Origin of the sequence: Enterobacter cloacae complex sp. SHL001, assembly GCF_049236825.1 — a bacterium.
In the GTDB taxonomy this organism is placed as follows: domain Bacteria; phylum Pseudomonadota; class Gammaproteobacteria; order Enterobacterales; family Enterobacteriaceae; genus Enterobacter; species Enterobacter hormaechei_C.
In genome coordinates, this window is sequence record NZ_JBMKIP010000002.1 from 133,288 (window position 1) to 147,442 (window position 14,155).

The following is a 14,155-nucleotide window of genomic DNA, read 5'->3' on the forward strand; positions in this document are numbered from 1 at the left end:
AAGAACCTGCGGCCTATAATAAAAAACGCGTTATGGGGGAAAATCCCCCGTAAAAATTGCGTGGAGAATGGCGTGGCATCACTGATCTATTCCTTTGCCCAGCTTGAGGCGTTCACTGCCGTCGCTGAACACGGCAGCCTGATGAAGGCGGCCAGTAAACTCGGCAAAGATCGTACTACCCTGCGGGATCTGATCGATTTTCTTGAGGATGGGCTGGGCTACGCTCTGTTCCTGCGGGAGGGGCGCAGCCTGCGCCTGACGCCGGAGGGGGAGCAGCTTCAGCGGCAGGCACACCTGCTGATGCGGCAGGTCAAAGCGTTTGAGGCGTTTGCCAGATCGGTACCGGACAGCGCGACGCAGGACATTGCCCTCGTTTACGATCCGTTTACCCCCAGAGCTTTTTTACAGGCGCTGATTGCCACGCTGGCGACGAAAAAGATCCGCCTGAGCCTGACCAGCGCATCGCGCGATGAGGCGGAAGCGATGCTGGCAAACGGTCAGGCCGATCTGGGGATCTGCCAGGCGCGCAACCGCAGCGTGGGCAATGAGATGGAGTGGCGGGCGCTGGGGGCGATCGAAATGGATTTTTACGCCGCAACGGCGCTTTTTGCGGAGGTTGCGTCGCCGGTGTCGCTGCTCAATCTCTCTCTGGTGCCACAGGTGATTATGCATCCCGCGTCAGACGAGCCGGTTGCCCGTCGCCTGCAAATTTCAGGGCACACGCTTTTCACTAACGAACTGGAGATGCTGCGCGGCCTGCTGGAACAGGGCTGCGGCTGGGGGTTTTTACCGACCCATCTTCAGGCAACGCAGTGGAAAAATGTAAAAAGGCTGCCCACCGAAGTGGGCAGCCAGGGGATAAGCCAGACGATGGTCACTATCTGGAAGCCGGGCAGCGACAAGCGCGGGTTGATCAACGATACGCTGTCGCTGCTTCCGGCGTTATGGAAACGTTCAGCGCTGTGAGCACCCTTTGCACTGTTTATTCTGGATCTGCTGGAAGAAGTCGTTGCCTTTGTCATCCACCAGGATAAACGCCGGGAAGTTCTCCACTTCAATTTTCCAGATGGCTTCCATTCCCAGTTCAGGATACGCCACGCACTCCAGGCTCTTGATGCTGTTTTGCGCCAGCACCGCCGCCGGGCCGCCGATGCTGCCGAGGTAGAAGCCGCCGTGCTTATGGCAAGCGTCGGTGACCTGCTGGCTGCGGTTACCTTTCGCCAGCATGATCATGCTCGCGCCGTGGGATTGCAGTAAGTCCACATAGGAGTCCATACGTCCCGCAGTGGTCGGGCCGAGTGAGCCAGACGCGTAACCTTCTGGCGTTTTGGCCGGGCCTGCGTAGTAAATCGGGTGATCTTTAACGTACTGCGGCAGTTCTTCCCCGTTGTCGAGCAGCTCTTTCAGCTTCGCGTGGGCGATATCGCGCGCCACGATGATGGTGCCGTTCAGCGACAGGCGGGTGGAGACCGGGTGCGCGGAAAGCTGCGCCAGGATCTCATTCATCGGCTTGTCGAGATTGATGCTCACCACGTCGCCTTCTCCCTGCTGGCGCAGGGATTCAGGAATATACTGGCCCGGATTGTGCTCCAGCTTCTCAATCCAGATCCCCTCGCGGTTAATCTTCGCCTTGATGTTGCGGTCAGCGGAGCAGGAGACCCCCATGCCGATCGGGCAGGAGGCGCCGTGGCGCGGCAGACGGATCACGCGAATATCGTGCGCGAAGTATTTCCCGCCGAACTGCGCGCCAAGGCCGAGGTTTTGCGCTTCCTGAAGCAGTTCCTGCTCAAGCTGGACGTCGCGGAACGCCTGGCCGTGTTCGTTGCCTTCGGTTGGCAGCGCATCGTAGTAGCGCGCAGAGGCGAGCTTGACGGTTTTCAGCGTGGCTTCCGCTGAGGTTCCGCCGATAACAAAGGCAATGTGGTACGGCGGGCAGGCTGCGGTACCCAGGGTGCGCATCTTCTCAACCAGGTAGTTTTTCAGCTTCGCCGGAGTGATCAGCGCTTTGGTTTCCTGGTAGAGATAGGTTTTGTTGGCAGAACCGCCGCCTTTCGCCATGCACAGGAATTTATACTCGTCGCCGTCCACGCTGTAGAGGTCAATCTGCGCGGGCAGGTTGGTGCCGGTATTCACCTCTTTATACATATCCAGCGCCGCATTCTGCGAGTAGCGCAGGTTATCTTCAATGTATGTGTTATAGACGCCCTGGCTCAGGGCCGCTTCGTCACCGCCGCCGGTCCAGACGCGCTGGCCTTTTTTGCCCATGATGATCGCGGTGCCGGTATCCTGACAGGTTGGCAGCACGCCTTTTGCGGCGATTTCAGAGTTACGCAGGAACTGGAGGGCAACGTATTTGTCGTTCTGGCTGGCTTCCGGGTCGTTGAGAATGGCGGCAACCTGCTTCTGGTGGGAAGGGCGCAGCATAAACGCGGCATCGTGGAAGGCCTGCTGTGCCAGCAGGGTCAGGGCTTCAGGCTCCACTTTCAGGACTTCCTGACCGTCGAACTCGGCAACGGAAACGTGCTCTTTGGTCAGCAGATAGTATTCGGTGTCATCGTGCGCAAGAGGGAAGGGGTTTTGGTAGATAAACGGTTTGTTTGACATAGTGTATTGCTCCACAAAAATAAAACCGCCGGAGGAGAAGTCCGGCGGTCAGGAATCAGAACATCATGGACATCCACGGATAACCAATCAGCAGCAGGGCCGCCAGGAAGATGGCACCGAAGATGGTGCCGAGGCGCCAGTAGTCTTTGGTTGGCAGGTAGCCGCTACCGTAGTAAATCGGGCTTGGACCGGTACCGTAGGGGGTAATGATCCCCATCACGCCCAGCGAGGTCACCATCAGCAGAACGAACACTTCCATATTCATGCCCGGAATGGTGGAGGCGATGGTCAGCATCGCAGGCAGCAGCGCCGTGGTGTGCGCGGTGGTGCTGGCGAACAGGTAGTGCAGCAGGTAGAACGCCAGCAGCAGCACGATGGTGGCGACACCCGGAGAGATACCGCTCATCAGCAGGCCGCCTTCTTTACCCAGCCAGCTGATAAAACCGGTGGAGGAGAGGCCATCCGCCAGCGCCACCAGGGTGGCGAACCAGACGAAGGTATTCCACGCGGCTTTGTTACCGGTGATATCGTTCCACTCCAGCACGCCGGTCCACAGCATCAGGCCAACGATCAGCAGGGCAGCCATGGCCGGTTCAATCCACGCCGCGGCGAAGATCCACATCAGCAGCGCACAGCACACGAACACCAGCAGCAGGATCTCATTGCGCGACAGTTTGCCCAGTTTTTCCAGTTCACGGGTCGCCCACAGCGGTACTTCGTTATTCACTTTTACTTCCGGCGGGTAGAACCAGTAGGCCAGCAGCGGCATGGTCAGGATCAGCAGGATGCCCAGCGGCAGGAAGGCGAGGAACCAGGTCCCCCAGGAGATATCAATTCCAACCGTGCTTTTTACCAGCGCCAGCGCCAGCAGGTTAGGTGCCAGAGCGGAAAGGAACATCGAGCTGGTGATACAGGCCGCGGTGATGGCTACCCACATCAGATACGAACCGATTTTGCGCGCGCTTGGGTCATTGGGTTTTGAACCGTACAGCGGCGGCAGGTTGGCGATGATCGGGTAGATGGTCCCGCCGCTGCGCGCGGTGTTGGACGGGGTGAACGGGGCCAGCAGCAGATCCGCAAACGTAATGGCGTAACCGAGCGTCAGGCTGCGACGGCCCAGGTACTTCACCAGAATCAGCGCCAGACGGCGGCCGAAGCGGGTTTTGTCGTAGCCTGCGGCGAACATAAAGGCACCGAAAATCAGCCAGACGGTGGAGTTACCAAACCCGCTGACCGCCCATTTAAAGGAGGCGCCCGCCAGCTTGAATTTTGGGTCAGCCAGCTGTTCCGGGCTAAAGAGTACCCACTGGCTGCACAGCGCAATCGCCACGACGCCGGTAAGACCGATCACGGCGCCCGGCAGCGGTTCGAAAATTAAGCCGACGATGACGCCGACAAAGATGGCGAAGTAGTGCCACGCATAAGGCGGCAGCCCTTCCGGAACGGGGACAAACAACAGCAGGACGGCAACAATGACGGGCAAAGCCATCATCAGCAGTCGTTTTGCTGTTCCATTTGATGCCAGATTCGCCGCAGGAGGCGTTACAGCAGTTTTTGTATTCATAGTTTCACGTCTTAAGTTGTCAAAAATTCGTCGCCCGGCGAAAACACAAATTCGATTGAAATATCCTTTTTGCTTTTTTTAGTTATTTAAGGTGCGGATTTGTGTTTTCACTAATAGCGATTTAACGCATTTTGGTTTGCGCTAAATAAAAAATGATGATGTTTTTATATTGCTCTTTTGAATGCCATAACTATTGATCGCGATCAAAAAAACGGAACTGAATGGCTATTTTTATATTTTTTATAATAACCACTCTGAGTAGTGTGGTTATTCGCTAATTTTACGCATTTTATGTATCAAAACTATAACATTTAAATTCTGGTGCTTTTGTTTATTGTTGTTTTATAGGGGTTTTTGCTATATTTGGTGTATTGGTTTGACCTTTTATAATTTAACTTTTTTTAAATTCTTGTGAACGAGTGAAACATTCCCGCTAACACCAATGTGTTATTAATGTTATCGAAGGGATTAAATAGTTTATTAACTAACGTAATGACTTTAGAAACTAAAAAAAGCTTTATATTACTATCATGACATCGGCAAAAAACACGAAATAAAAAATCATTCCGATAACGAATTCTTAATTTTTAAAGTTTGGAGTTTCTATTATGAGCACTAACGAACGTATTTTAAGCCCCTTCACATTACCGAATGGTACTGAACTGAAAAACCGTTTGTTAATGGCCCCGATGACAACCTGTACCGGTTATTACGATGGCACCGTGACCAGCGAGCTGGTGGAGTACTACCGCGCCCGCGCGGGCAGCATCGGCACCATCATCGTTGAGTGCTGTTTTGTTGACGATCTCGGCCTGGCGTTCCCGGGCGCAATTGGTATTGATAACGACGAGAAAATCGCCGGGCTGGCAAAAATCGCTGACGCCATCAAGTCCAAAGGCTCTAAAGCCCTGCTGCAAATCTACCACGGCGGCCGTATGGTCGACCCAAAACTGATTGGGGGTCGCACGCCGGTTGGCCCAAGCGCCGTTGCCGCGCCGCGTGACGGTGCCGCCACGCCGGTTGCCCTGACCGCGGAAGAGGTGGAAGGCATGATCGGCAAGTTCGGCGAAGCCGTGCGCCGCGCAATTCAGGCCGGGTTCGACGGCGTCGAAATCCACGGGGCGAATACCTATCTGATCCAGCAGTTCTTCTCCCCGAACTCTAACCAGCGCGACGACGAGTGGGGCGGCAGCCGCGAAAACCGCGCGAAATTCCCGCTGGCGGTGCTGGACATTACCCACAAGATGGTGCGCCAGTACGCGGACGACGCGTTTATCATTGGCTACCGTTTCTCTCCGGAAGAGCTTGAAGTCCCGGGCATTCGCTTCGAAGACACCCTGTATCTGCTGGAAAAACTGGCCGCGCGCGGGGTAGATTATCTCCACTTCTCCCTTGGCGCCGCCCTGCGTCCTTCTATCGTCGATACTCAGGACCCGACGCCACTTATCGAAAAATACTGCGCCATGCGCTCTGACACGCTGGCGCAGGTACCGGTAATGGGCGTTGGCGGCGTGGTGAATGCCACGGATGTGAATGAAGCGCTGGATCACGGTTACGACCTGATTGCCGTTGGCCGCGCCACCATCGCCTATCCGGACTGGACCGATCGCATCGCGGCGGGCGAAAGCCTGGAGCTGTTTATGGACAGTACCCGACGCGAAGAACTGAGCATCCCGGAACCGCTGTGGCGCTTCTCGCTGGTGGAAGCGATGATCCGCGACATGAGCATGGGCGAATCTAAATTCAAACCGGGCACCTTTATTGAAAAAGTGCAGGACGATGCTAACGAGCTGGTGATTAACGTCAGCCTCGAAACCGACCGCATCGCCGATATCGAACTGGCCTCCGGCCCGAGTGAAGACGTCGAGTTTGTCACCAGCTTCGAAGAGATCCGTACCCGTATTCTGGATGCCAACACCCCGCACGTGGACGCGATTACGGGCGCGACCAGCCAGAGCGAGGCGGTGAAAAAAGCGGTCTCGAAGGCGATGCTGAAATCCAGCAAAGCGCTGGCGGCGGAAGAGGGCGCAGACCCGAATGAGACTAAAAGCGTGGATGTGGTGGTGGTCGGCAGCGGCGGCGCCGGTCTGGCAGCGGCGATTCAGGCGCATGACGAAGGCGCGAGCGTGCTAATCGTCGAGAAAATGCCCACCATCGGCGGGAACACCATTAAAGCCTCGGCCGGGATGAACGCGGCGGAGACCCGCTTCCAGCGCGTGAAAGGTATTCAGGACAGCAAAGAGCTGTTCTACCAGGAAAGTCTGAAAGGCGGTGGCAACAAGAACGACCCTGAACTGCTGCGTCGCTTTGTCGAGAACGCGCCGCAGGCTATCGAATGGCTGGCCACGCGCGGCATTATGCTGAACGACATTACCACCACCGGCGGGATGAGCATCGACCGTACGCACCGTCCGAAAGACGGTTCCGCAGTGGGCGGGTATCTGATCAGCGGCCTGGTGCGTAACGTCAACAAGCGCAACATCGAGGTGATGCTGGATACCTCCGTGAGCGACATCATTTTCGAAAATGGCGAAGTGACCGGCGTGCGTCTGACCACCGAAGAGAACGAAACCCTCACCGTGGCAACTAAAAGCGTGATTGTGGCAACGGGCGGCTTCAGCGCCAACAGCCAGATGGTGGTGAAATACCGTCCGGATCTGGCAGGGTTCGTTACCACCAACCACAAAGGGGCGACCGGAGGCGGTATCGCGCTGCTGGAGCGTATCGGTGCGGGCACCGTGGATATGGGCGAAATTCAGATCCACCCAACCGTTGAGCAGAAAACGTCGTATCTGATTTCCGAATCCATCCGCGGCGGCGGGGCGATTCTGGTAAACCAGCAGGGCAACCGCTTCTATAACGAAATGTCGACCCGCGACAAAGTCTCGGCGCAGATCATCGCGCTGCCGGAGAAATACGCTTACATCGTCTTTGACGAGCATGTTCGCGCCAAAAACAAAGCCGCGGATGAGTACATCGCAAAAGGGTTTGTTACCAGCGCCAGCTCGCCAAAAGCCCTGGCGGAAGCGCTGGGGATGGATCACCACCAGTTCCTGGCAACGCTGGAACGCTACAACGGCTTTGTGGAGAAACAGCACGACGATGATTTCGGTCGCACCACCGCGCTGCGTGCGCCAATCAACGAAGGGCCGTTCTACGCCATTCAGATTGCACCGGGCGTTCACCACACCATGGGCGGCGTGACCATTAACACAGAAACCTGCGTGCTGGACAGCAACCACAACGTATTGCCGGGAGCGTTTGCTGCGGGTGAGGTTGTCGGGGGCATCCATGGCGGTAACCGCATCGGCGGTAACGCGGTGGCAGATATCATTATTTTTGGTACGCTTGCAGGACATCAGGCGGCTATGCGTTCGAAAACACGGTAAGGCTCCTGTTTCCCCGGCGGCGCGGTGCCTGCCGGGGCTACATCTGAGGACTCATGAAATGCCTGATAGCCATCGCGTTTACAGCTACTCCGCCGTTCTGATGGGATCGCCCATCCTCCTGAAACTCTTTTCCCATGACGAAGCGCTTGCCTCTCGCGTGTTTCGCCTGATCAAACAGTACGAAGATCTGCTTACCGTTAACCGAGCGCACTCCCAGGTAATGGACATCAACCATGCGGCCGGTCAGCATCCGGTTGCCGTCAGTCGCCCGGTGTTCGAGCTGATCCGCTGCGCGAAAGCGGCCAGCCTGCTTAAAGACAGCGCCTTTAACCTGGCGATCGGCCCGCTGGTGAAATGCTGGAAAATTGGCTTTAAGGGGGACGCTGTACCGCCCGCGGACGAGATCGCCGCCTTGCTGGGCATCACGCATCCTGCGGACGTGGTGCTGGATGAAGCCAACAGCAGCGTGTTCCTTACTCGCCAGGGAATGGAGATCGATCTGGGGGCCATTGCTAAAGGCTATATCGCCGACAGGGTGCGGGATCACCTCCTTAAAGAGGGCGTTGAACTTGGGCTGATCAACCTTGGCGGCAACGTCCAGACGTTAGGCTCGCCGGAGGGCGGCTGGCGCGTCGGCCTGAAAAAACCGTTCGCCGGTGACGCGCTGATTGGTGCCATGACGGTCGAAAACCGGTCGGTGGTGACGTCAGGCACCTATGAGCGCTACTTCGAGCTGAACGGCAAACGTTATCACCACATACTTGACCCACGCACCGGCTACCCGCTGGATAACGAACTGGACAGCGTGACGATTATTTCGCCAGACTCCCTCGACGGCGATATCTGGACCACGCTGATCTACGGCATGGGCGTGGAAAAGGGCTGCGCCGCGCTGCGTTCGCGCCCCGATATTGAAGCCATCTTTGTCACCAAAACAAAAGAAGTGGTGATCTCCTCGATGCACCACTTCCGTTTTACCCTTCTGGACGACAGCTACCGAATTACTGGCAGTACTGTTTGAGTAGGCCGACCTGTTCCGGCTGCAAACGGTAGCGATATACCGGCCGGCCGGTAGCGCCGTAGTGAATGCTGGTGAACAGGATATTAATTTGCGCCAGCCAGATCAGGTATTTGCGGCAGGAGACGCGGGAAATGTTGACCGCATTCGCCAGATCGTCGGTGGAAAACTCTATCTCCGGATGGCTGTCGATCCACTGGCAAATGGTGCGCAGCGTCTGCGGCGTCAGGCCTTTCGGTAATTTTTTGCTGTCGGCCAGCTCCGGCGCGCCGCCGTGGATCAGCCTGTCGACGTCGGCCTGTTCATAATACTGATGCGATCCCATCAGGCTGCGCTTTGCCTTCCAGCCGTTCAGCGCCTCTTCAAAACGCGGGAACTGGAACGGTTTAATCAGGTAATCCACCACGCCATAGTGCATTGAGGTCTGGATCGTTGCGGCGTCGGAGGCCGACGAGATCATGATGACGTCAATCGGGCGGCCCGACGCGCGGATGATGGGCAGCAGATCCAGCCCGTTATCCTGCTGCATATAGACATCCAGCAGCACCAGATCGATCGGCTGGCCTGGGTTGGCGATCAACGCCTCGGCCTGGTTGAGCGTGGAAGCGACGCCGCAGCAGCTAAAACCCTCAACGCGGTTAACATACAGACGGTTGAGGTCGGCTACCATGGCGTCATCATCGACAATTAACACATTTATCACGCGATATTCCTCTCGCTATCCCAGGGGATCTGAACAAAAAATTGGGTAAATACGCCAGGCTCCGACTCGACGGTAATATCTCCGCCCAGATTCTGGATCTGCTGACGCGCAAGGAACAGCCCAACGCCGCGGTTTTCACCTTTTGTTGAGTAGCCCTTTGTAAAAATAGCCTCCAGCCGCTCGGGATCAATGCCGGGACCGTCATCGCTGACCTCACCGCTCAGCCAGCCGTTCTGATAATGCAGCAGCAGGTCGATCTCGCCTTCCGGCTGGCCTTCCATCGCATCCAGGGCATTTTCGATTAAATTGCCCAGCACGGTGATCAGCACCGCAACCTGCTCTTCATTGGCGGTGTCAGGAAGCTGACTCTCCTCCGCCAGCGTCAGGGTCACTCCGGCCTCTTTAGCGCGGTTAATTTTACCCAGCAGGAAGCCCGCAATGACCGGCGATTTAACTTTGCGCTGTATTGCGCCGATATCCGTCTGATAATTCTGCGCGGTCTGGATGATGTACTCCTCCAGCTTATCGTAGCGCTTCATGTGCAGCAGGCCGAGGATCACGTGCAGCTTGTTCATAAACTCATGCGTATGGGAGCGCAGGGCATCAACGTAGCTGACCATGCCATCAATACGCTGCATTAACTGGCTGATTTCGGTCTTATCGCGGAACGTGCTGATCGCCCCGATCACCTGATTCTGGCTTTTCACGGGGACCATGTTGCACAGCAGCAGCCGCCCGTTACAGCCGATCTCCTGATCCTGGCGGGCAATGCCGGTTTTTGACACTTCGCGCAGGCTGGCCAGCAGCGGTTCACTGCTGCTTTCGGAGTGCTGGCCCGAGGTCAGGAGTAATATTTCTCTGGCGGTGTGGTTAATCATCGTCACGCGCCCGTGCATATCCACGGCCATCACGCCTTCGCGCAGGGACTGCAACATGGCCTGGCGCTGCTCAAAGAGGGCTGAGATTTCGTAAGGCTCCAGCCCAAAGAGGATACGTTTCAGAACCCGGACCAGACCCCATATCGCCACTGAGCTCATCAGAACGCTGAATAAGATGGTCCACACGGCGTTGAGCCGTCCGCGGGCAATCTGATCTTCAACTTTATTCAGCGAAATACCCACCACCACCACGCCGATCTGGTCGTGCTGGTCGTCATACACGGGCGTAAAGACGCGCAGCGCTTCTGCGAGCGCGCCGCGGTTAACGGAGACATTCTCTTTCCCTTCCAGGGCGGGCGTCAGATCGTCGCCAATAAAATGCAAACCTAACAGCGCTTCGTTTGGATGGGAATAGCGGATCCCACGCAGGTCGGTGACCACGGTAAACAGCAGGTCGTTGCGCTTCGTCACCGCCTGGGCAATCGGCTGGATGATGCCAGCCTGCGGCGATTCCATCAGGCCACGCTTGATCTCCGGGCTGTCGGCCAGCGTCCGGGCGATACCCAGCGCGGTATCTTTCACGTCATCGCGCGTGGCGCGGGTGATCTGCACAGAGTACAGCGCGAAGACCACCAGCAGCACCGAGCCGATAATCGCGCACACCATCAGCGTAACCAGCGTATTCAGCTTTATAGGGCGCTTGCGCGTCGGGGGGAAGGGCTGCAAATCGCTCATTAACACTCCGCGATGAATAAGAAAGGGCTAATTATCGCTGATGACGGGCGTTTCATAAAGCCATGTAAAGAGAGGCGTTTCGTGAGCCTCCTCTCAGGTGACCTATATAAAACACTTTATAGTGTGAGGGTACTCATAATAAGGAGGCAGTTTATGAGCATTATGCTTACCGGTACGGCCAGGGAAAGACGGCACGCCAGCACCACGAACATCGACAGATTATCGACGCTGGATATGCTTAACGTCATACACCAGGATGACGCGCAAATCTCTTCTGCACTTACCCCTCACTTAAGTATGCTGGCCCGCGTGGTGGATAACGCGGCGGCGACGCTTAGCCACGGCGGACGTCTGGTACTGACCGGCGCGGGCGCGTCCGGACGCGTGGCTGAACAGGCGGCAGAAGCGTTTGCGCCGGGAAAACATCCCGTCATTGCGATGACAGCAGGCGATCACGCCGGTAGCTACGCGCGCGGCGTTGCCGACCTTCAGACGATAGAATTTGGCGAGCATGACATGATGCTGGCGCTGTCCGTCAGCGGCAAAACCCCATGGGTATGGGGCGCGATGCGTCATGCGTGGTCTCTGGGCTCAACGGTTGCGATCATTACGGAGGATGCGCAAAGTGAAGCAGCGCAGCTGGCGAGCATGGTCATTGCCCCCGAACTGGGCGCGGATGTGGTGGCCGGGTATACCAACGCTAAAGCAGGCATTGCGCAAAGCATGATCCTGCATATGATCACCACCGGTCTGGCGGTACGTTCCGGACGGGTGTACAGCAACCTGCGCGTTGATCTGGAGGCAAGCAACACCAGATGGGCCGAACGACAAATTGCCATTGTGATGGAAGCGGGGGGATGTAGCCGGGCGCAGGCGAAGGCCGCGCTGGAAAGCTGTAACCACCAGTGCAAAACGGCGGTACTGATGGTGCTGACGGGGCTGGATGCCTGGAAAGCGCACGAATTGCTGGCGCAGAATAACGGGTTTGTTCGCCTGGCCTTGCAGGAAGCGCCATAACATTTCAGCGTCAAATAAAAAAAGCCCGCATCGCGGGCTTTAATATTGATGGGAATTAGAACTGGTAGGTCATGCCTACGCCTACGATGTCATCGGTAGCAACACCGTTGTCATTGTAGAAGGCATCATCTTCGTCCAGCAGGTTGATTTTATAATCAACGTAGGTGGAGAAGTTTTTGTTGAAGCTGTAGGTCATGCCCACGTCGATGTAGTTAACCAGATCCTGGTCTACATAGTCATAGCCATTGCCTGGGTGATAATCGTTACCGCCCAAATCGATGCCTTTAGAATAGACCCACGCCAGGGATGGACGCAGACCGAAGTCAAACTGGTACTGCGCTACGGCTTCAAAGTTCTGTGTTTTGTTGGCGATGCCATCGTTGCCGTACGGAGTCATGTTACGGGTTTCCGCATACATCATGGCCAGGTAGACATCATTAGCATCGTATTTAGCACCGATTGTCCACGCTTCCGCACGTTCACCGCCAGCATATTTGCTGAAGCGGTTATAGGTGCCAGCGCCGTAAGCGACCTGGTCGTTAGTACGGTCAGAGGAAGAATAAGCCGCACCCAGCGTCAGGCCGAAATCGAAGTCATAGGTGGTAGACATACCGAAGCCGTCGCCGTTCTGGAAACGAACATCATCATGGCCGTTTTTGGTGCCTTCCTGATTTTCGTTTGCGTTGCCACCTTCATTATTACCCTGGTATTGCAGCGCAAAGTTCAGGCCGTCGACCAGACCAAAGAAATCATTGTTACGGTAGGTCGCCACACCGTTAGTACGGCCAACCATATAGTTATCCGTCCAGGTGTAAGAATCTCCACCAAATACCGGCAGCATATCGGTCCAGGCTTCAACGTCATACACGACGCCGTAATTACGGCCGTAATCAAATGAGCCGTAGTCGCCATATTTCAGGCCAGCGAATGCCAGACGGTTGAAAGATTTATCCCCTGCGCCTTCGGTGTCGTTAGCGTAGGTTTTATATTCCCACTGGCCATAGCCTGTCAGGTCGTTCGTGATCTGCGTTTCGCCTTTGAAACCCACCTGTACATAGGTTTCATCGCCGTCGTCGCCTGGGTTGTCGGAGAAGGTATGACGCGCATCAACCTTACCGTACAGGTCAACTTTGTTGCCATTCTTGTTATACATTTCCGCCGCATTTACTGCGCCAGCCATTAATAACGCGGGTACGAGAATTGCCAGAACTTTTCTTTTCATTATATATTCCCTTTAAATATAAATTGTCTGAATATATGTAATTACCCTCCGTAACTACATGGCTGATACTATTCTATGGATTATTATTTAGGTTCAAAAATAAATGTAATTAAAGTGGTAAAAATATTACAAAATATTTCTTTTTATCTCTTTATTTTTCATATGAATTAATTCATTGAAAATATAGCGGGTAATTATTATTAAGTATTTCGTAATTCTATTTATAAAGGATTTTAATTCGGGTGTATTATAATTCACTCACTTTTGAGCAACAGGACAGGATGATGGAACTTGCGCAGTGGCAACACCGTTTTGAGCGCTGGCTCGACGAAAATCATTTTACTGATGATGCGGCGCACGATATCGCCCATTTTCACCGCGTCTGGATGACGGCGCAGGGTATTATGGCTGACGAGGATAGCGATCCGCTGGTTGTGCTGACCGCATGCTACTTCCATGACATTGTCAGCCTGCCGAAAAATCACCCGGAACGTAGCCACTCCTCGCGGCTGGCAGCGCGAAAAACGCGCGAGATCCTCAGTCGCGACTTTCCTGATTTTCCGCCGGATCGTTATGCAGCCGTTGAGCATGCTATTGAAGCGCACAGCTTCAGTGCCGGTATCGCGCCGCAAAGCCTGGAGGCCAAAATTGTGCAGGATGCCGACCGGCTGGAGGCGTTAGGCGCTATCGGCCTGGCGCGCGTCTTTGCCGTCTCCGGTGCGCTGGGCGCCGCGCTGTTTGATGCCAACGACCCGTTCGCCGGAACACGAGCGCTGGATGATAAAGCCTTCGCGCTCGACCACTTTCAGACCAAACTCCTGCGCCTGCCTGGCACCATGCAAACCGCGCGGGGTCGCGAACTTGCGCGTCACAATGCCGATTTTCTGATCCAGTTTATGGCGAAGCTGAGTGCCGAATTACAGGGCGATTACCTCGGAACCGACAGCCAGATATTGACCCATTTCCGTCGCAGTGTGCGATCCTGAACTGTGGTACTCTGTTTTCTGTCTTTATTGTCCGGTTAA

Annotated in this window: 10 protein-coding genes; 5 read left to right on the forward strand and 5 right to left on the reverse strand. The window is 55.5% G+C overall.

The window, feature by feature from the left end; all coding sequences use genetic code 11:
• Positions 1-60: 60 nt before the first annotated feature.
• Entirely contained in the window at positions 61-966 is a 906-nt protein-coding gene (locus ACOTYH_RS06105; RefSeq protein WP_058689051.1) for a LysR family transcriptional regulator, read from the forward strand.
• Here ACOTYH_RS06105 and fumA read toward each other — a convergent pair.
• Both fumA and ACOTYH_RS06115 read right to left on the reverse strand, forming a co-directional pair.
• Complete coding sequence (gene fumA / locus ACOTYH_RS06110; RefSeq protein WP_086625866.1) at positions 955-2,604, reverse strand: class I fumarate hydratase FumA; 1,650 nt, start codon at positions 2,602-2,604, stop codon at positions 955-957. The genes ACOTYH_RS06105 and fumA overlap by 12 nt on opposite strands.
• Positions 2,605-2,659: 55 nt before the next feature.
• Positions 2,660-4,168, reverse strand: a complete 1,509-nt coding sequence (locus ACOTYH_RS06115) for an anion permease (protein WP_017383327.1) — start codon at positions 4,166-4,168, stop codon at positions 2,660-2,662.
• A 608-nt stretch (positions 4,169-4,776) separates the two neighbouring features.
• Between ACOTYH_RS06115 and ACOTYH_RS06120 the strand changes: the two genes are divergently transcribed.
• Positions 4,777-7,557, forward strand: coding sequence for a flavocytochrome c (locus ACOTYH_RS06120; RefSeq protein ID WP_017693133.1), 2,781 nt, complete (start codon positions 4,777-4,779; stop codon positions 7,555-7,557).
• 58 nt (positions 7,558-7,615) lie between these two features.
• Positions 7,616-8,578: an FAD:protein FMN transferase gene (locus ACOTYH_RS06125; RefSeq protein ID WP_017693134.1), complete on the forward strand. Its 963-nt coding sequence runs from the start codon at positions 7,616-7,618 to the stop codon at positions 8,576-8,578.
• On the opposite strand, the gene dcuR is transcribed toward ACOTYH_RS06125, so the two are convergent.
• Entirely contained in the window at positions 8,559-9,278 is a 720-nt protein-coding gene (dcuR, locus tag ACOTYH_RS06130; RefSeq protein WP_003859556.1) for a two-component system response regulator DcuR, read from the reverse strand. The two genes, ACOTYH_RS06125 and dcuR, sit on opposite strands and share 20 nt — an antisense overlap.
• Positions 9,275-10,891 carry a sensor histidine kinase gene (locus tag ACOTYH_RS06135; RefSeq protein ID WP_063138259.1) on the reverse strand — a complete coding sequence of 539 codons (1,617 nt, stop codon included), beginning with the start codon at positions 10,889-10,891 and terminating at the stop codon, positions 9,275-9,277. Before ACOTYH_RS06135 ends, dcuR begins: the two co-directional genes overlap by 4 nt.
• A 153-nt stretch (positions 10,892-11,044) precedes the next feature.
• Between ACOTYH_RS06135 and ACOTYH_RS06140 the strand changes: the two genes are divergently transcribed.
• Entirely contained in the window at positions 11,045-11,908 is an 864-nt protein-coding gene (locus tag ACOTYH_RS06140) for an N-acetylmuramic acid 6-phosphate etherase (protein WP_015572428.1), read from the forward strand.
• 55 nt (positions 11,909-11,963) lie between these two features.
• Here ACOTYH_RS06140 and ompC read toward each other — a convergent pair whose 3' ends face one another.
• Positions 11,964-13,130, reverse strand: coding sequence for a porin OmpC (ompC, locus tag ACOTYH_RS06145; protein ID WP_421637616.1), 1,167 nt, complete (start codon positions 13,128-13,130; stop codon positions 11,964-11,966).
• Positions 13,131-13,414: 284 nt separating this feature from the next.
• On the opposite strand from ompC, the gene ACOTYH_RS06150 reads away from it, so the two are divergent.
• The gene (locus tag ACOTYH_RS06150) at positions 13,415-14,116 is read left to right on the forward strand and encodes a phosphohydrolase (RefSeq protein ID WP_045906584.1); all 702 of its coding nucleotides are present in this window, start codon (positions 13,415-13,417) and stop codon (positions 14,114-14,116) included.
• The last annotated feature ends 39 nt before the right edge of the window (positions 14,117-14,155 follow it).